17 protein-coding genes are annotated in these 17661 nt (G+C 31.6%); 7 read left to right on the top strand and 10 right to left on the bottom strand.

Annotated features, from left to right (window positions below; all coding sequences use genetic code 11):
* Positions 1 to 5: 5 nt before the first annotated feature.
* A complete protein-coding gene (locus tag ACFQ0S_RS01150; protein ID WP_379755262.1) occupies positions 6 to 1250 on the bottom strand; it encodes an MFS transporter in 1245 nt (414 codons plus the stop codon).
* A 426-nt stretch (positions 1251 to 1676) separates the two neighbouring features.
* On the opposite strand from ACFQ0S_RS01150, the gene ACFQ0S_RS01145 reads away from it, so the two are divergent.
* The gene (locus ACFQ0S_RS01145; RefSeq protein ID WP_379755265.1) at positions 1677 to 2375 is read left to right on the top strand and encodes a hypothetical protein; all 699 of its coding nucleotides are present in this window, start codon (positions 1677 to 1679) and stop codon (positions 2373 to 2375) included.
* Positions 2376 to 2430: 55 nt separating this feature from the next.
* On the opposite strand, the gene ACFQ0S_RS01140 is transcribed toward ACFQ0S_RS01145, so the two are convergent.
* The 8 genes from ACFQ0S_RS01140 to recF all read right to left on the bottom strand — a co-directional run bounded on the left by ACFQ0S_RS01140 (position 2431) and on the right by recF (position 10696).
* Positions 2431 to 2982 (bottom strand): RNA polymerase sigma factor, encoded by a 552-nt coding sequence (locus ACFQ0S_RS01140; RefSeq protein ID WP_379755268.1) that lies wholly within the window; start codon positions 2980 to 2982, stop codon positions 2431 to 2433.
* Positions 2973 to 4079 carry a glycosyltransferase gene (locus ACFQ0S_RS01135; RefSeq protein WP_379755272.1) on the bottom strand — a complete coding sequence of 369 codons (1107 nt, stop codon included), beginning with the start codon at positions 4077 to 4079 and terminating at the stop codon, positions 2973 to 2975. The genes ACFQ0S_RS01140 and ACFQ0S_RS01135 overlap by 10 nt, the downstream gene beginning before the upstream one ends.
* Before the next feature lie 97 nt (positions 4080 to 4176).
* Entirely contained in the window at positions 4177 to 5190 is a 1014-nt protein-coding gene (gene murB, locus ACFQ0S_RS01130) for a UDP-N-acetylmuramate dehydrogenase (protein WP_379755275.1), read from the bottom strand.
* A 50-nt stretch (positions 5191 to 5240) separates the two neighbouring features.
* Positions 5241 to 7112, bottom strand: a complete 1872-nt coding sequence (asnB, locus tag ACFQ0S_RS01125; RefSeq protein WP_379755278.1) for an asparagine synthase (glutamine-hydrolyzing) — start codon at positions 7110 to 7112, stop codon at positions 5241 to 5243.
* Positions 7113 to 7114: 2 nt separating this feature from the next.
* A complete protein-coding gene (locus ACFQ0S_RS01120; protein ID WP_379755281.1) occupies positions 7115 to 8182 on the bottom strand; it encodes a glycosyltransferase in 1068 nt (355 codons plus the stop codon).
* A 15-nt stretch (positions 8183 to 8197) separates the two neighbouring features.
* On the bottom strand, positions 8198 to 8869 hold the full coding sequence (locus tag ACFQ0S_RS01115; RefSeq protein ID WP_379755284.1) for a DUF2461 domain-containing protein: 672 nt from the start codon (positions 8867 to 8869) through the stop codon (positions 8198 to 8200).
* Between the two features lie 5 nt (positions 8870 to 8874).
* Positions 8875 to 9573 (bottom strand): thioredoxin domain-containing protein, encoded by a 699-nt coding sequence (locus tag ACFQ0S_RS01110; protein ID WP_379755286.1) that lies wholly within the window; start codon positions 9571 to 9573, stop codon positions 8875 to 8877.
* Between the two features lie 43 nt (positions 9574 to 9616).
* A complete protein-coding gene (gene recF, locus ACFQ0S_RS01105) occupies positions 9617 to 10696 on the bottom strand; it encodes a DNA replication/repair protein RecF (RefSeq protein ID WP_379755289.1) in 1080 nt (359 codons plus the stop codon).
* A 143-nt stretch (positions 10697 to 10839) separates the two neighbouring features.
* Here recF and ACFQ0S_RS01100 point away from each other — a divergent pair, with 143 nt between their 5' ends.
* The 6 genes from ACFQ0S_RS01100 to ACFQ0S_RS01075 all read left to right on the top strand — a co-directional run bounded on the left by ACFQ0S_RS01100 (position 10840) and on the right by ACFQ0S_RS01075 (position 17092).
* Positions 10840 to 11622 (top strand): tetratricopeptide repeat protein, encoded by a 783-nt coding sequence (locus tag ACFQ0S_RS01100; RefSeq protein WP_379755292.1) that lies wholly within the window; start codon positions 10840 to 10842, stop codon positions 11620 to 11622.
* 95 nt (positions 11623 to 11717) lie between these two features.
* Entirely contained in the window at positions 11718 to 12290 is a 573-nt protein-coding gene (gene ribH / locus ACFQ0S_RS01095; protein ID WP_379755295.1) for a 6,7-dimethyl-8-ribityllumazine synthase, read from the top strand.
* 152 nt (positions 12291 to 12442) lie between these two features.
* Positions 12443 to 14335, top strand: coding sequence for a DNA mismatch repair endonuclease MutL (gene mutL, locus ACFQ0S_RS01090; protein ID WP_379755298.1), 1893 nt, complete (start codon positions 12443 to 12445; stop codon positions 14333 to 14335).
* Complete coding sequence (locus tag ACFQ0S_RS01085; RefSeq protein ID WP_379755301.1) at positions 14332 to 15081, top strand: rhomboid family intramembrane serine protease; 750 nt, start codon at positions 14332 to 14334, stop codon at positions 15079 to 15081. Before mutL ends, ACFQ0S_RS01085 begins: the two co-directional genes overlap by 4 nt.
* A gap of 18 nt (positions 15082 to 15099) precedes the next feature.
* Entirely contained in the window at positions 15100 to 15969 is an 870-nt protein-coding gene (locus ACFQ0S_RS01080; protein ID WP_379755304.1) for a rhomboid family intramembrane serine protease, read from the top strand.
* Between the two features lie 76 nt (positions 15970 to 16045).
* Positions 16046 to 17092, top strand: a complete 1047-nt coding sequence (locus ACFQ0S_RS01075) for an endonuclease/exonuclease/phosphatase family protein (RefSeq protein ID WP_379755307.1) — start codon at positions 16046 to 16048, stop codon at positions 17090 to 17092.
* Between the two features lie 10 nt (positions 17093 to 17102).
* On the opposite strand, the gene ACFQ0S_RS01070 is transcribed toward ACFQ0S_RS01075, so the two are convergent.
* Positions 17103 to 17660, bottom strand: coding sequence for a nucleotidyl transferase AbiEii/AbiGii toxin family protein (locus ACFQ0S_RS01070; protein WP_379755310.1), 558 nt, complete (start codon positions 17658 to 17660; stop codon positions 17103 to 17105).
* Position 17661: the final 1 nt, after the last annotated feature.

Below are 17661 nucleotides of genomic sequence, written 5' to 3'. Positions count from 1 at the left end.
TATGTTTACTCTACAAAATCCATATCTCGATTATGAGTTTCATCTATAGTTATTGTGGCATAAATGCTCGATCCAAAAACGATTACGGCTATAATTGTGGCTGCAGTAATTACGCCATAATCTGCTTTAAAAAAGTCAAAACCTAATAACATTACAGGAACTAATCCTCGAACCATATTAGGTATTGTTGTTGCTGCAGTGCTTCGGATATTTGTACCAAATTGTTCGGCAGCAATAGTAATGAACATTGCCCAAAAGCCAGAACCAATTCCGATACAAGTACAAATAAAATAATATTCATTTTCTGTTGAAGCTGCTCCAAGAAGTAATCCTGCTACTCCAATAATTGTAAAAAAAATCATATAAAGAATGGTTTTTTTTCTTGATGCTAAAGCCTGCGAGAGAAAACCGCTAGCAATATCACCAACAGAAATACCAATGTAGCACCACATAATTGCTTTACCTGGATTGATGTTTTTAATTTCAAATACTGCAGCAAATTGATTACTCATGACTACTAATATTCCTATGCAAAACCAGATTGGCATGCCTATTGTTATACAAGCTATGTATTTAAAAAAACGCTTTTTATTGGTAAAAAAAGAGAAAAAATTTCCTTTCGATATGCCGGATTCTTTTTCTAAGTTTTTATACAATCCACTTTCAAAAACACCTATCCGAAGAAATAAAAGCAACAATCCTAATCCACCTCCAATAAAATAGGCTAAAGTCCAACTTCCTGCTAGTTCAACGGTAAGTTGTGCTACTACAGCGCCTAGCACACCAAATCCGGCCACAATTGAGGTTCCGATAGCTCTGAGTTCCTTAGGTAAGCTTTCGGATACTAAGGTTATACCTGCACCTAATTCTCCTGCAAGTCCTACACCTGCAATAAATCGTAAAGTGGCATAAATGGTAACTTTATCAGTAAAATGCATTTGAGGTAAAAAGCCACAGGCAATATTTGCCAATGAATAAACGAGAATTGAACCAAAGAGTACAGATAATCGACCTTTTTTGTCTCCCAATACACCCCAAAGAATACCTCCCAATAACAACCCTACCATTTGAAAATTTAGTATAATCGTGCCGGCAATATCAACGTCTAGTCCCATATCTTTTAAACTAGGAACTCGAACAATTCCAAAAAGCAATAAGTCATATACATCTACAAAGTAGCCTAATGCCGCTACAATAACTGGAAATCCAAAAAGGTGTTTGAGTTTTTCTTTAAAAGTAAATTGCTGCATGGTTGGTTAAGGTTTCTTCAAATATATTAAAATCATTTTAGAAAATAATTTTAAATTACTAGACTAATTTAATATGCTTTCTTGCAAAATTGAAAAGTAAATTTTGTAAGCAAATTTTGGGTTACTCTAAGATTTGTAAGAAATTAATTCACTCTTTAAAATTATAAATAGTGTCGACTATCTCTAGTGAGCATTTTTAGAAAATTTGTTTTTGTTCACAAGCTTAATAGTGGTTTAAAATAATTCCCCAAAGTAGAGGCTTTTTGAAGCTTTTGATAAGAACTCTTTGCGCAACTGGGAATATTTCGTTGGTATTTAATACTTTGCTTAGCTGAGTTCTGTTTTGTAATAAAATCAAAAAATCAATTTTTAGAACCACCTAATGTTTTTTTTTCTAACTTTAATATGATTTTAAAATCTTAAACCATGAAAAATCTAACTTTTGTTTTAATTTCCATTACATTAACAGGATGTGGAGCTGTTTATTATGTGCCAAATACTCAAAATGTACCTGTTATGAAGAATAAAGGTCAAACCAATTTATATTTAGGTCTTAACTCCTCAGAAAGCGTTGACGGATTTGAATTACAAGGTGCTTATGGACTGACAGATAAAATTGCTTTACAATTTAATGGTGATTGGGTAAATTCTTCCGAAAGTTCTTCAAAGGGTTCTGGTCATATACTAGAATTAGGTGCTGGTTATTATAAAAACTTATCGAAAGATTTTGTTTTTGAAACCTATGGATTAATGGGTTTTGGTGGTTTAAAATATGAAGAAAATATTAATTTTCCCCAAGAAATTAAAGCCAATTTTTTTCGTATTGGTTTACAGCCAAGTTTCAGTTTTACCAGCAAATACTTTATTGCTTCTTTATCCGGAAGATTGGCAAATTTAAATTACAGTAATATTAGCGGTAATTTAATTGCTGATGTTGATTACATAAATGCTTATAATTCATTTTGGTTAGCTGAACCCGCTTTAACTATACAAGCAGGTACTGAAAACGTTAAATTTCAACTACAGCTTCAATACAGTTATAATCTGACATACCCTGATTTTATTCAGGATTACACATTAGTATCCCTCGGTTTGAAAGTTAATTTAAATCCTAAAAAAAGTTAAGAAGACTTTTCCTCAAAGCTTACGCAGGAATCCTTTCGTGAGACACGTTACCGAATTATCTTTTATTTTCAATTATTTCAGCCAATAATTTTTTAGCACGAAGCAATTTGATTTTTATATTGCTCAGTGGTTCATGCAGTTGTTCTGAAATTTCCTGATAACTCAGTTCTTGAAAATAACGCAACTGAATCACTTCTTGATAATGTGGTTTTAATTCTTTTATATATTGCAATAATTGAGACAAATTCTGTTCGGTTATTAATTCGTCTTCTGCCGATGGAGTGGTATCGGCTACATTATAGGCTTGATTGTTTTCTTGGTCTGTAATATCAATAAATAGGGATGATTTTTTTTTGCGAAGCAAATCGATATGAACGTTTTTTGCAATAGCAATCAGCCAAGTATTGAATTGAAATTCAGGGTTGTATGTGGCTATTTTATCAAAAGCTTTAGAAAATGTTTCAATGGTAATGTCTTCAGAATCAGTTTCGTTTTCAGTACGTTTCAACATAAAACCATACACTTCATTCCAATAAAAATCCAATAGGAAAGTGAAGGCTACTTGATCGCCTTTTTTTGCCTTTTCTATATGTTTTTTTATTTCCAATGCACAGGTTTTGAGAAAATAGTTGTAATCATTATATTTAATTGTATTATGATAAGTACAATTTCAATAATTGGAAACCAATACATGACATCTTTTTCTTTTAGTTTGCCAGACGAGAATCCTAATGTAATCCATGTAAAGAGATAACGAAAACCTATTAAACTTAGTACAATAATCCATTGATGAAGAAACGCAAGTAAAATGATAGATAGTACAATAAATAATAATTGCGAAATATAAAAAACTGTCAATTGTATGCGATCGAACGGTTTATAAAATGAAGCTGTTGAAATGTGTCTTCTTTTTTGCACAAACCATTCTTTGAAAGATTTTTTTGGTAACGAATATGTGAAACTTTCTGGAGCAAAACAAATGGTTGTATTTTTTCTTGAAGCAGCTTGATTTATAAAAAGATCGTCGTCTCCTGAACGAATTTTCATATGATCTATAAATCCATTTACATTAAAAAATTCTTCTCTTTTGTAGGCTAAATTTCGCCCAACACCCATATAAGGACTGCCTATTTTTGCCCACGAAAAATATTGTACAGCAGTTAACATAGTCTCAAATCTAATGATTTTATTTAGAAGGGAGCCTGCTATTTTTTCATAAGCGCCATATCCCAAAACAATTGTTTTTTCTAGTGTAAATTGAGAACTCATTTCCTTAATCCAATCTTTAGAAATAGGATAACAATCAGCATCTGTAAATAACAAATATTCGTTTTTTGCAGCCTTTATTCCCAAGGTTAGAGCAAATTTTTTATTTCCCCAAAAGGCTTCATTGTTTTTAACTTTGACTAACTTGATATTTGGATATTGTTTTTCAAAAGATTCAAATAAATCTAAAGTGTCGTCGCTTGAAGCATCATCAATTAATACTATTTCAAAATTTGGATAATCTTGTTCAGCTAATAGAGGAATAAATTTCGCTACATTTTCAGCTTCATTTTTAGCGCAAACAATAACAGAAATTGGTATTCTTTTAGGATTGCTTTTAGTGGATTTGATGTAAGCAAATTTACCAAAAACAATGATATAGTAAAAAAACTGGATTGCAACAATAGCGATAAATAAATAAAATATAATAGTCAACATAGAAGCGAATTGTCTTTTTTAAATCGAGTGCAAAGCTACAAATTCAATCGCAAATTATTTGATACTATTTAGTATTTATTTGTAACGAGTAAAGTTTCTAAATTATGTTTACTTCCGCTTCTATATGAATGCCAAATATTTGAAAAATTGTTTCTTGAATATTCTTTGAAACATTTAGTATTTCCTGTCCAGTAGCATTTCCATAATTCACTAAAACTAATGCTTGATTTTTATGAATGCCTGCTTCGCCAAAACGTTTTCCTTTAAAGCCGGCTTGTTCTATAAGCCAACCTGCAGGAACTTTGACTTCAGTTTCAGAGATTTCATAGTATTTCATTTCGGGAAATTGCTGATGAATTTTATCAAAATCAGTTTTTAATAGAATTGGGTTTTTAAAGAAACTACCACTATTTCCTAGTTCTTTAGGGTCTGGTAATTTGCTTTTTCGAATAGCAATGACGGCATTACTTACCTCTTTTAGAGTTGGTTTTACAATATGGTTTTTTGCTAATTCGCTCGCAATGTCTCCATAGGAAATGTTAATTTTATGGTTGCGTTTAGTGAGTTTAAAAATTACGGAGGTAATGATATATTGATCTTTGACTTCGTTTTTAAAAATGCTTTCTCGATAGCCAAAATGACAATCTTGTAAATGAAAAGTAATTAATTCTTGATTTGAAATTTTTAAAGCTTCACAAGAAACGAAAGTATCTTTGATTTCTGTTCCATACGCTCCAATATTTTGTACTGGAGTTGTACCAACATTTCCAGGAATGAGTGACATGTTCTCTAATCCTCCAAAATTGTTGTCTATGGTCCAAAGCACAAATTCGTGCCAGTTTTCTCCTGCTTGACTTTCTACCCAAACAAAATCATCATCTTCTTTAATAATTTTTTTTCCTTTTAAATCGATGTGAATAACCAATGCATCAATATCTTTTGTTAAAAGCATGTTGCTTCCACCTCCTAAAATAAATTTTTTGTCGTTAGCATGTTGTTCTAAAATGCTTTTTAAATCTGAAACAGAATGAACAGCTACGAACCGCTTGGCTTTGGCTTCAATACCAAAAGTATTATAGTTTTTTAGAGAAAAATTATTTTTAATATCCATAGATTGTTCTAAATTTAAATTTCAAATTTACAGCAATAATTTTGAATCTATTATTTAATTATAGCTGAAACTGTAGAAAATTTCTCTACATAATTCTTAATCCAAATGTGCATCATAAATAAAGGCATGATGTAGGGAGTCATTTTTAAATCGCCTTTTTGTAAATTAAGTATCAACTTTTTGGCATTGATATTTTCAAAATATGGCATTTGAAACATTTCACTTCTTGAGAAATTCTCTAATTCGTCTTTAAAAGCGGGACTATTTACAATATAATCGCCCCATGGCACGCTAAGTCCAACCTTTCTAAAATTTAAAATTTCGGAGGGTAATTTTTCACTCATTGCTGTTTTTAATATATACTTACCTTTTTTACCCGTAAATAACCAATCGTCATTTAATGAACCTAATCCAGCCAACAACCGTGGGTCTAAAAATGGTTCTCTGCACTCGATAGAAGCTCCCATTGTACATCGATCATTCCTATCTAAAAGAGAACATAAATAGGTGTGTTGGTCAAAATAGAGTGCTTGTCTTTTTAAATTGTTAGGATATAATATTTTTGCATCTTCATAAATTTCTTTTCGATATTCGTTATTAGGTACATTATTAATGCCAAAGGTTTTTACAATATCGTCCTTATAAATATTAGAGCTATTAAAAATAACTAAGTTTTCATTAGTTTTAATTTTGGAATACCGAATTAATTTTTCAAATCTTGGTTTTTTAGCTAATAGGTCAAAATTTCCAATTGCAGCAATCGAATTTAAAAGCGAGGGATATTTTAATGCTTTGTATCGAACATAACCTCCCATCATTTCATCAGCTCCTTCGCCTGAAAGTAATACTTTTACTGCTGACTTTGCCATTTGCGAGAGAGCTAAAAGATGAGGTTCACTTAAATGCATAATAGGTTCATCTTGATAATAAGTAGAAGCAATTAATTTATCATAAAGCAAATTGTTTTCCAATTGCATGGTGTGAAAACCGTAATCAAATTTTTCAGACAACATTTTTGCCAAATGCGATTCGTCATGCTCTGCCTCTTTAAAACCAATATTAAAAGTTTGTAAGCCTTTAAATTTTTGTTGATACAAAGAAGCAAGAATCGAGGAAGAGTCTAGACCTCCGCTTAATAAAACTCCAACAGGTACATCACTTACCATTCGTAAACGCACAGAATCATCGAAAGTTGAGGAGAACCATTCTAAAGGATTTTTAATAGTGTCATGATTATTGATTTCAATTTGTAAATCCCACCATTTTAAAGTACTAATTTTTCCGTTTTCATGAATTGTAATGGTTTCTCCCGGCAATACTTTCTTTACATTTTCATACAAAGTGTTCTCTCCAGCTACAAATCGATTAAATACATATTCGCCTAAACCTTCTTGAGCTATTTTTAGAGGAACACCTGCTGTAAATAGGGCTTTTTGTTCGGATGCAAAATACAATGTTTCATTATAAAAAGAGTAATACAAAGGTTTTACGCCCATTCGGTCACGAACTAATGTCAGTTTTTTTTCTTTTTTATCCCAGATAGCAAATGCAAACATACCGTTTAATCGGTTCAGCATTTTAAGCCCGTACAACTGAAACAGCTTCATCAATACCTCAGTATCAGAACAAGTTTTTATATCAAATCCATTGCTTTTTAATTCAGAGTAAAAATCTTTAAAATTGTATATTTCGCCATTATATACCATGCTATATCTGCCGTCATCTGACAGAAATGGCTGGTGTCCGCTATATGAAACATCCAAAATAGAAAGTCTTCTATGGCCTAGACCTAAATTATTATCAATAAAAATACCTTTGTCATCAGGACCTCGATGTTCTAACGCATCACGCATTATTGTAAGTACTCTTTCGTCTACTTTTTTTTGGGATTGTAAATGTAAAATGCCATTAATTCCGCACATATTTAGTTACTTTTAGTAGCATTAATTAATTCGTGGTATCGATCTGCAATACTCTTCATATTCACATTATAATTGGCATTTTGTTCAACAAATGTTCTGTTTTTTTGGATAGCTTGCTCTCTGTAAGTTGGATTTTCAATTGCCCAAATAAGTTCTGAGGCTAACATTTGGTAATTATCAACAGCAACTAATTGTCCGTTTTCTCGATGCTTTATCCAACTTTGATTTCCAGTAATGTCAGTGATTATAGGGTAACAATTAGTTGCCATTGCTTCAAAAAGTGAAGTGGAAACTCCTTCGGTTATAGGCATACTGATATAAAAATTAGCTTTTTGTAATAATTCAGGTAATAGTACATTTGGTATTCTTCCCGTAAAAATAATTTTAGTTTCAATCTTAAGTTTTTTGGCTAATTCTTTCAAAGCGGATAACTTTGGTCCGTCTCCAACAATTGTAAGTTGAAAATCTATTCCTTTTTCATTAAGGATTGCAATTGCTTTTAATGCAATGTCATGTCTATATTCAGCCGATAATGATCGGGTTACAATTGCATTAATTGTATTCAGATTCTCTTTTTTTTTATTTTCAAATACATCTAAATCAATTCCCTTAGGTAAAATTAAAACTTTATGCATATCAACATTTGCTTTTTTCATAGCATCAGTCATTACAGGCCCCCAAGCATGGATTAAATGTGCTTTTTTGAATGCATAATTTTGAATTTGTTTTTTTATGGGTAATAAAATAGAAGTTTCAGGCCATAAATCAGAAATGCCTTGTTGTGCAATAACAATAGGTTGTACTCCAGATAAAGCTGCTAGAAATCCGTAACTGGTTGTTCTTTCAGCGATAACCATGTCAGGTTTTTGTGTTTTTATAATTGATTTAATTTTGGATAAAGCACTAGTATATTCTATAATTCTTTTGATTCTATTGAGTATTCCATAGCTCGGATTTTTCAATTCCCATGTTACAATTTCAAAACCACCAAATTCCTTTAATCCATTTATCCAAATAATAGCATCTTGCCTGTAGGTTTCTCCAAGAAAAAGTATTTTCTTTTTTTTCATATCCTTTGATGATATTTATTCCGATGCTAATCCGCGATTTAAAAAATCAATCAAAGGTTTTAATGCAATGAGTTTTTTTGAAGTTGAGGAAACAAAATTTTTGTCAATTATTTCAGAATCATCAATTTTACAGGTAACGGTAAAACTTTTTAATTTTAAAAACTCAATAGCAGGATGATCTTTTTCAAAATCTTTTGGTGCATTTTTTAGTGAATTAGTTTCATTTCGATCAAAGCCGTTATAGTGTTTTTTAAAAGCGGGATTATTAACAATTTCTTCTAAATCATCATAAAAGAAAGCAATTTCTTTGCGTATTTTTTTTAATTCAGGAGCTTCTGGTGAGTAGAATCCGCCAGCAACAAAACTTTTTCCAGTTTCTATATGAATATAATATCCCGGAGCATTTATACCGCTAGAATTGGTATTCATCCAAATTCCCATGTGACTTTTATAAGGTGATTTATCTTTAGAAAAACGAATGTCACGATTGATACGAAAAGTACAATTCTTGATTTCCAACAGTTCTAAAGAAGCATCTTTTGGTTTCATTACTTCAAGAAAAGCACCTATTAATTGGTGGTAATCCTGTTTGTATTCTTCATAACGTTTTTTATTGGCTAAAAACCATTCTCGGTTGTTATTTTCCTTTAAATCGTTAAGAAATTGAATGGATTTTATTGAAAGCATAGCAATTATTGTAATTGTTTTTTCAAATCTTCTTCACTAATAAATCCTGAATGTTTCCATTTTATTTCCTTATTTTCATAAAGTATTAAAGTAGGAAGTTCGTCAATTTTTAGTTCTTTAATAATAGTTTTATTTTTGTCGGCATTAAGTCTAATAATTACTACTTTATCAACTATTTCACTTTGCATTTTTTTGATATAAGGCGCCATTTTTTTACATGGCGCACACCATTCTGCATAAAAGTTAACCAATACTTTCTTATCAGTGAGTAATAACTCTTCGTATTCTTTTGAACTAATACCAATGGTTTTGTCGCTAGGAATATCCATTCCTGCTGAATTCCATTTTAATATTCCTCCTTCTAAATCATAAATTTTAGAGAAACCTAACTCTTCAAGTTTTGCCGCTGCTTTTTTACTTCTTCCGCCGCTCATGCAGTATACAAAAACTGGTTTGGTTTTGTCTAATTTTTGAATTTGAATATCAAAATTATCACTGTTCCAATTTATATTTTCTGCATTTTCGATATGTTGACTTAAATATTCTTCGGGAGTTCTAATATCAATAATGGGAGCATTTGGAGTGGTTTTTATTTTTTCTGCAAAAGTAATTGCTGGTATAGTTTCTATAATGCTAGAAACTTGTCCTTTACAGTTTACAGTTAGTAAAATAATCAATAGTAAGGATGAGAAGTATAATTTCATTTGTGGAATTTAATGAAGAGCTAAATTACGAATTCAAATGATATTATAAGTTAAATATTTTATAACTCTGATGTGTCGATTTCACAATATTTTCAGTTCGTTCAGGATGGGTATCAGAAATAAATAATTGACCAAAAACATCATCATTTACCATTTCTATAATTTTCTCTACTCTAGTTTCATCTAGTTTGTCAAAAATATCATCAAATAAAAGGATAGGTTTTACACCAGATTGTTTTTTTACAAATTCGAATTGCGCTAATTTCAACGCAATTAAAAACGATTTTTGTTGCCCTTGCGAACCAAATTTCTTAATTGGATAATGATCAATTTCAAAAGACAAATCGTCTTTGTGAACACCAACGGATGTGTAATGCAAGGCTCTATCTTTATTGATGTTTTCCTGTAAAAGCGTCAACAAATTATTATCGAATAACTGACTTTCATAAACCAATTGTACCGATTCTGCTGAACCCGTTATTGCTTGATGATGTTTATTGAAAATTGGAATAAAATCGTCTAGAAATTGTTTTCTTTTTTCAAAAATACGTTGCCCTAAACTATTCAATTGCTCATTATATATAGAAAGGGTATCGTTTTCAAAAACGTGATTCAAGGCAAAATACTTCAACAATGCATTACGCTGAATAATTATTTTTTGGTACTGAATAAGTTCTTGTAAATAAGTAGCGTCTAATTGCGAAATGACACTGTCTATAAATTTACGCCTCGTATCACTTCCTTCTACAATCAAATCGCTATCGGCGGGCGATATAATTACTAATGGAATAAACCCAATATGATCGGAGAATTTTTCATATTGTTTGCCGTTTCGTTTCAAGATTTTTTTATGATTTTTCTTTAAACTGCAAATAATTTGCTCTGTCCTTTCGTTTTTTTCGAATGTGCCATCTATGACAAAAAACTCTTCTCCATGTTTAATGTTTTGAACCGCTAACGGATTAAAATAACTTTTTCCGTACGATAAATGATAGATTGCATCAAGAATATTCGTTTTTCCAATGCCATTTTTGCCCACAAAACAATTAATTTTTGTGTCAAAATCGAAATTAGCTTCAGAAAAACTTTTATAATTATATAAGGAAATGGCTTTTAAATACATCGACAATGCTTGCTGGTAGTGAGAACTTTAAAAAATTTAAACCTTTTTTTTTAAGCGAGTGCAAATTATTGAAAAATATCGATTAAAATGGCTTTTAAATATGAATAAAAATTTTATTTTTGCCACTCACTAATTTAAAATAAATGGCAACGTATAATAAAAGAGGTTATAAAACTCCAAAAGAAAAAGAAGAAAAATTAGATACTAATGTTATTGAAGATGTAAATGTTGATGAAAAAGACAGTACAACCGCTGGTGTTTTTAATTCTCTAGATCAAACTGCTTCTAAAACAGAAGAATTTGTTGCCAAAAATCAAAAATACATATTCGGAATAGTTGCAGTGATAGCTTTAGTAACGGTAAGTTATTTGTTGTACCAAAAATTTGTTGCTCAACCTAACGAAGAAACTGCAGCGAATGAAATGTTTGAAGCACAACAAAATTTTCAAAAAGCAGTAGATGGAACTAAAAGTGATTCCTTATTTAATCTTTCTTTAAAAGGTGCTGAAGGAAAATTTGGATTTAAAGATATTGCTGAAAAATATTCAGGAACTGATGCAGGAAATCTAGCTAATTACTATGCTGGAATAGCCTATCTAAACACAGGAAAATATGATGATGCTATTGCTTCATTAGGAAAATTCAAATCAGATGATGCTATTTTAAGCGTTTTGGCTGTTGGATCTATTGGGGATGCTTATTCGCAAAAAAAGCAACAAAAGGAAGCTTTAGAGCAATATATAAAAGCTTCTGAAATGAATCCAAACGATTTCACAACTCCACGTTATTTATTAAAAGCAGGTCAAACTAGTTTGGCTCTAGGCAATAAAGCCGATGCTTTGAAATATTTTACTGAAATTAAAGAAAAATACGAAAGTACTCCCGAAGCTTCAAATGTAGATGCTTTGATAGGATTAGCGCAGTAAAAATAGTTTAGATTTCTGATTTCTGAATTTAGAATTTCATACCTTTGATTTGTGGATTTAAATCCTAAATCTAAATTCTTAAATCTAAAAATACAATGGCTACTGCTAATAAAAATTTATCGAATTACAATAAAGATACAATCCCAAACGCGAAAGATTTTCGGTTTGGGATTGTTGTTTCAGAGTGGAACGATCACATCACCGAAGGTTTGTACAAAGGCGCAATAGAAGCATTGACAGACTGTGGGGCTTTACATAAAAACATTATTCGTTGGAATGTACCCGGGAGTTTCGAATTAATTTATGGTGCCAAGAAAATGATTGAAACCCAAAAGCCTGATGTGGTTATCACCATTGGATGTGTTATAAAAGGGGAAACAAAACATTTTGAATTTGTTTGTGAAGGTGTTACTCAGGGCATCAAAGATTTGAATGTTTTATCAGATGTTGCCGTAATTTTTTGCTTGCTCACCGATAATTCTGAACAACAATCTATAGATAGGAGCGGAGGAGCTCACGGAAACAAAGGAACTGAGGCTGCCATTGCAGCTATTAAAATGGCCTTTTTAAGACAACAAGCTTCTCTAAAGCATCCGTTTGATAGTACTCATTTATTGACTTCTGGACAATTGCAAATTGAGAATACACCGTTGGAATTGAAGGATTAAAAAATATAATTATTACTATAAAACCTATATTGTTAAATAACAATGTAGGTTTTTGTATTTTTATGATTAATTTGACTATAAAACCCAATAGAAATTACTTAAATTTGTGAACTTTGGGTTAAACCGTAAACTAAAAACCACAAACTGAACGAATGTCGAGTATAATTCAATTACTTCCGGATCATGTTGCCAACCAAATTGCTGCGGGTGAAGTCGTGCAACGACCTGCATCGGTGGTGAAAGAATTACTCGAAAATGCGGTTGATGCTAAGGCTACAGACATTAAATTGATCATAAAAGATGCTGGGAAATCATTGGTGCAAGTCATTGATAATGGTTTAGGGATGAGCGTTACCGATGCTCGTTTGTGTTTTGAGCGTCATGCCACTTCTAAAATTCGGCAGGCTGAAGATTTATTTTCATTGCATACTAAAGGATTTCGTGGTGAGGCATTGGCTTCTATTGCCGCAATTACCCATGTGGAGATGAAAACGAAGCAAGACCAAGAAGAATTAGGTACCCACATAATCATTGAAGGTAGTAAATTTGTGTCGCAAGATGTGGCAGTTTTGCCCAAAGGCACTTCTTTTTCGGTTAAGAATTTGTTTTTTAATATTCCGGCGCGCCGTAATTTCCTAAAATCGGAAGTGGTGGAATACCGACATATTGTAGATGAGTTTCAGCGTGTGGCTTTGGCTCATGCTAATATTCATTTTACTTTTTACCACAACGGAAGCGAGATGTTTAATTTGCCTCCGTCGAATTTCAGACAACGTATTGTGAATATTTTTTCAGGAAAAACCAATGAAAAATTGGTTCCTGTGCAAGAAGAAACGGAGATTGTTGAAATACAAGGATTTGTTAGTAAACCCGAATTTGCTAAGAAGAGCAGGGGCGAACAGTTTTTTTTTGTGAACGATCGTTTTATTAAAAGCGGGTATTTGCACCATGCTATTATGGCCGCTTATGAAGGTTTGCTAAAGGATGGCGCTCAACCCAGTTATTTTTTATATTTGCAAGTGCCTCCTAACACAATAGATATTAATATTCACCCCACAAAAACAGAAATCAAGTTTGATGATGAACATGCTTTGTATGCCATTTTGCGATCGGCGGTGAAACATAGTTTGGGACAGTTTAACATTGCTCCCGTTTTAGATTTTGATAGAGATTCTAATTTAGATACGCCTTATCATTATAAAAATTTAGAAGGTTCGACTCCAACGATTCAAGTAGATGGGAATTACAATCCGTTTTCAGAACAAATGTCTAATAAGTCTTTTAAAAACGATTCCTATTCTAATAGGAAATCAGACACAGATGTGTATCGGTACGAACCAGCGAAGCAAACTGCTAATTGGGAAAGTCTTTACGTTGGTTTAAAACAAGATACGGAAACGATTACTGAGAATGGTGGATTTCAATTTGAAAGTGATACCGTAACAGCTTCTTTGTTTGATGAAAATGATGTAGAAAAAGCGGTGAATAAAACCTATCAGATTCACAAAAAATACATTGTAAATCCCATAAAATCAGGAATGGTTATCGTAGATCAGCAACGGGCGCATCAAAGGGTTTTATACGAACAATTTCTGACGAATATGACAGTGCATCAGGCTTCAAGTCAGCAATTGTTGTTTCCATTGCATTTGTGTTTTTCTACTACTGAAATCGCATTGATCGCCGAATTGCAATTGGCTTTAGTAAATACCGGTTTTGTTTTTGAAGAGACGAATGAGGATAGTATTGTTATTTCTGGTTTACCGGTTAATGTTACTGAAAGTGAAGTGTCGATAGTTTTAGAGGAATTGTTGAGCGATTTACAAGACGGAATTCCTGAAAGTAGTTTTAGTCAGAATGATACTATTGCGAAATCAATGGCAAGAAGTTTAGCGGTAAAAACAGGAACTTATTTAACAGAAAAGGAACAAGAAAATTTAGTGAATGGACTTTTTGCTTGTAAGGAGCCCAATGTTTCGCCTTTTCAAAAACCAACTTTCATCACTATGCGTGTGGAAGATTTAGACAAAAAATTTGCATTATGATGAATATCACACCAACTGTAAAGCAGTTATTGATAATTAATATTTTATTTTTTATAGGTTCTGAGTTTGTAGGAGAAGGAGCTTATACCTATTTATCATTATTCTTTTTTGAAAATGATAAATTTCAGGGATGGCAGCCATTAACGCATATGTTCATGCACGGAGGAATAATGCATATTGCATTTAACATGTTTGCTTTGTATTCATTTGGGTCGGCATTAGAGCATTTTTGGGGTGGAAAAAAGTTTTTGTTTTTCTACATTTCTTGCGGATTAGGCGCAGCTTTGTTGCATACAGCAGTGAATTATTTTATGTTTCATGACGGATTAAACACACTTTTACAAGCCGGATTTAATAAAGTTGATATTTATACTTTATTGAATGAAGGAAAAATAGATACCAGATGGACTGATGTTCTAGGTGCTTCGGGGATTGATAGATTTGCGGGTTCGTTTGCTTCTCCAGCTGTTGGGGCTTCAGGAGCCATTTATGGATTATTAGTTGCTTTTGCCTTTATGTTTCCTAATGCTGAATTGGCTTTGATGTTTATTCCGGTTCCTATAAAAGCAAAATATTTTGTACCAGGATTGTTGGTAATCGATTTGTTTTTAGGAGTTTCTGGGAAGTCTATTTTTGGTGGCGCAAGCGGAATTGCTCATTTTGCGCATATTGGAGGAGCCATTGTAGGTTATTTAATGATGTGGTATTGGAAGAAAAATCAGTTTAATAAAAACCGTTGGAATTAAATTCTAAATAGATAAATTATGAATATTCTTGACGATTTAAAAATGCAATATAAAATGGGTGGTTTCGAACAGAAAATCATCTACTGGAATATTGGTGTTTTTTTAGTTTCGATACTTTTTTTCTATCAATTTAAGTTAGGTGGTTTTAATTTTCCTAATTGGATATCGTTGTCTTCTAATCCTACTATTGCTTTAACACGGCCATGGACCGTTTTGACCTATTCTTTTTTTCATGGTGGTTTTTTTCATTTGTTTTTTAATATGGTGGTTTTGAATTTTTCAGGAAGAATTTTTCTAACTTTTTTTTCTCAAAAACAGTTTTTAGGATTGTATTTGCTTAGTGGAATATTTGCTGGGATAGTTTTTGTGACGAGTTATTTTGTTTTTGGATTAGGGAAAAATTCTATTCTTGTAGGAGCTTCTGGAGCAATAATGGCAATATTAATTGCTAGTGCAACATATTCACCATTTATGAATTTAAGATTACTTTTAATAGGTAATGTAAAACTTTGGCAATTTGCATTTGTTATTTTAGTTCTCGATTTAATTCAGATTTTAGCAGAAAACACGGGTGGTCATATTGCTCATTTGGCGGGTGCTTTTTTCGGGTTTGCTTATATTAAATTATTACTCAACGGAACTGATTTAAGTAAGGCAGTTACATTTGTTATGGATAAATTATCGAATTTTTCGAATCCAAAAAAAGCAACTCCATTTAAGAAAGTGCATAGAAACTACGCTCCGAGTTATGAAAAAAGCACCTCTAAAATTGTAATTAAAGATAAAGCGCAACAACAAATAGATGATATTTTAGATAAAATTAGTCAATCGGGCTATGATAGTTTAACGAAAGAAGAAAAAGAATTTCTTTTTAAGGCTGGGAAATAGCATGATTTATAGTTTTTGTTGAAGTTTGTAAAACTAAAACAAAAGTTATGTTTCAAAAACCAAAACAGAATATGGAATGAAGCGTCTTTCATGGTTTAATAAAATAATGTTTTATTTAAATATAGTAGTAACTGTACTTACTTTTATTGCTTATGTTTTACCCTTTTTAGCTCCAAAAACGTTTCCTGTTTTATCGGTTTTAACCCTTGTTTTACCTTTTTTTTTAATTTTAAACGGACTTTTTTTTCTGTATTGGTTACTCCAATTAAGAAAGCGAATGTTTATATCGGGTATGGTTTTATTAATTGGAATTACCTTTATAAACAAATTTTATAAGTTTTCTGCAAAAGATTTTACTGAAAGCGAAAATGATTTTGTGGTCATGAGTTATAATGTAAGATTATTCAACTTGTTTGATTGGATTAACGATAAAGATGTTAAGCAAGAAATTAAAACGTTCTTTAATGATAAAGATCCTGATATTTTATGTATTCAAGAATATTCTGAAACTGCTAATATCGATTTAAGAGTGTATCCTCACCATTATATTTTTATGCAAGGTGATAAAATACGAACTGGACTAGCCATTTTTTCAAGATTTCCAATTCTAAATCAAGGAAATTTAGTGTTTCCAAAATCAAATAACAATGCCATTTTTGTTGATATTAAGAAAGGAAAAGACATTATTCGAATTTATAACTTGCAATTACAGTCTATTAAAATTTCTCCTGATGTAAATGAAATATCCGAAAACATTAATGAAATGAATAAGCAAAAATCTCAAAAATTAGTCAATAGAATTAGTATTGCTTTTAGGCAACAGCAACAGCAAGCCGAGATTATTAGAGATCATAAAAAAGAGTGTAGTTATCCAATCATTATTTGTGGCGATATAAACAACAGCGCATTTTCTTATGTGTACAGAAGCGTAAAAGGAAACTTAAATGATGCTTTCGAAGAATCTGGTGTTGGTTTCGGGAAAACCTATAGTTTTAAATATTACCCTGTTCGAATTGATTATATCTTAACAGATCCTGCTATAAAAGTAAAAAGTTTTGAAAATTTTTCTAAATTCGACAACTCCGATCATTACCCTGTAATGGCGCGATTGTCTATGGAATGACATTTTAGGTTTAAATCAAATTTTCTTCTGCATGTAGAACGGTTTTTTTAATTTCATCCCAATTTATGTCCTCAAACATTATAGGCATTTCTTCATTATCTGCATCATCAAAAAAGGTTAAACTTTTTAAGACCATAAATTCAGAACCATCAATATATTTGTTAGTATAGAACGATAACATTTCGCTAAGCGTATGCATTTGAAATAGAAAATACAAATCTATAAAATCTTTTTTGCTTCCTCTGCCCGCTATAGCATTGAGTTTCATAGCCGAAATGTCTTTAACAGATACCATTCGGATTCCATCAATTATAGTTAGCTTATCGAGTAATGGATATTTATAATTTACAAAATCTACTTTAATACCATCAACGGAAAAAATGATGATGTTTTTGCTTTTTTTAAGAATAACAACAGAACCAAAATTTGATAATTCTTGAATAAATTCAATTTCGTCAATTTGAGAATTACCAAACATGTCAATGTCTACTGAAAACCGATGTCCTATTTGCAATGCTAAGGAAGTACCTCCCACAAGATTAAATGCTTCAAAAACAGATGAAGCCATA

Source organism: Flavobacterium myungsuense (assembly GCF_042677265.1).
Lineage (GTDB): Bacteria > Bacteroidota > Bacteroidia > Flavobacteriales > Flavobacteriaceae > Flavobacterium > Flavobacterium myungsuense.
The sequence above is the reverse complement of the archived record's forward strand: the minus strand, read 5'-3'. Positions and strand labels throughout refer to the sequence as shown.

Coding starts and splice junctions, on each gene's coding strand:
- mutL (WP_379755298.1), top strand. CDS start 12,443: ATGTCGAGTATAATTCAATTACTTCCGGATCATGTTGCCAACCAAATT.
- ACFQ0S_RS01080 (WP_379755304.1), top strand. CDS start 15,100: ATGAATATTCTTGACGATTTAAAAATGCAATATAAAATGGGTGGTTTC.
- ACFQ0S_RS01075 (WP_379755307.1), top strand. CDS start 16,046: ATGAAGCGTCTTTCATGGTTTAATAAAATAATGTTTTATTTAAATATA.
- recF (WP_379755289.1), bottom strand. CDS start 10,696: ATGTATTTAAAAGCCATTTCCTTATATAATTATAAAAGTTTTTCTGAA.
- ribH (WP_379755295.1), top strand. CDS start 11,718: ATGGCTACTGCTAATAAAAATTTATCGAATTACAATAAAGATACAATC.
- ACFQ0S_RS01085 (WP_379755301.1), top strand. CDS start 14,332: ATGATGAATATCACACCAACTGTAAAGCAGTTATTGATAATTAATATT.
- asnB (WP_379755278.1), bottom strand. CDS start 7,112: ATGTGCGGAATTAATGGCATTTTACATTTACAATCCCAAAAAAAAGTA.
- ACFQ0S_RS01070 (WP_379755310.1), bottom strand. CDS start 17,660: ATGGCTTCATCTGTTTTTGAAGCATTTAATCTTGTGGGAGGTACTTCC.
- murB (WP_379755275.1), bottom strand. CDS start 5,190: ATGGATATTAAAAATAATTTTTCTCTAAAAAACTATAATACTTTTGGT.
- ACFQ0S_RS01110 (WP_379755286.1), bottom strand. CDS start 9,573: ATGAAATTATACTTCTCATCCTTACTATTGATTATTTTACTAACTGTA.
- ACFQ0S_RS01100 (WP_379755292.1), top strand. CDS start 10,840: ATGGCAACGTATAATAAAAGAGGTTATAAAACTCCAAAAGAAAAAGAA.
- ACFQ0S_RS01120 (WP_379755281.1), bottom strand. CDS start 8,182: ATGAAAAAAAAGAAAATACTTTTTCTTGGAGAAACCTACAGGCAAGAT.
- ACFQ0S_RS01115 (WP_379755284.1), bottom strand. CDS start 8,869: ATGCTTTCAATAAAATCCATTCAATTTCTTAACGATTTAAAGGAAAAT.
- ACFQ0S_RS01135 (WP_379755272.1), bottom strand. CDS start 4,079: ATGTTGACTATTATATTTTATTTATTTATCGCTATTGTTGCAATCCAG.
- ACFQ0S_RS01150 (WP_379755262.1), bottom strand. CDS start 1,250: ATGCAGCAATTTACTTTTAAAGAAAAACTCAAACACCTTTTTGGATTT.
- ACFQ0S_RS01145 (WP_379755265.1), top strand. CDS start 1,677: ATGAAAAATCTAACTTTTGTTTTAATTTCCATTACATTAACAGGATGT.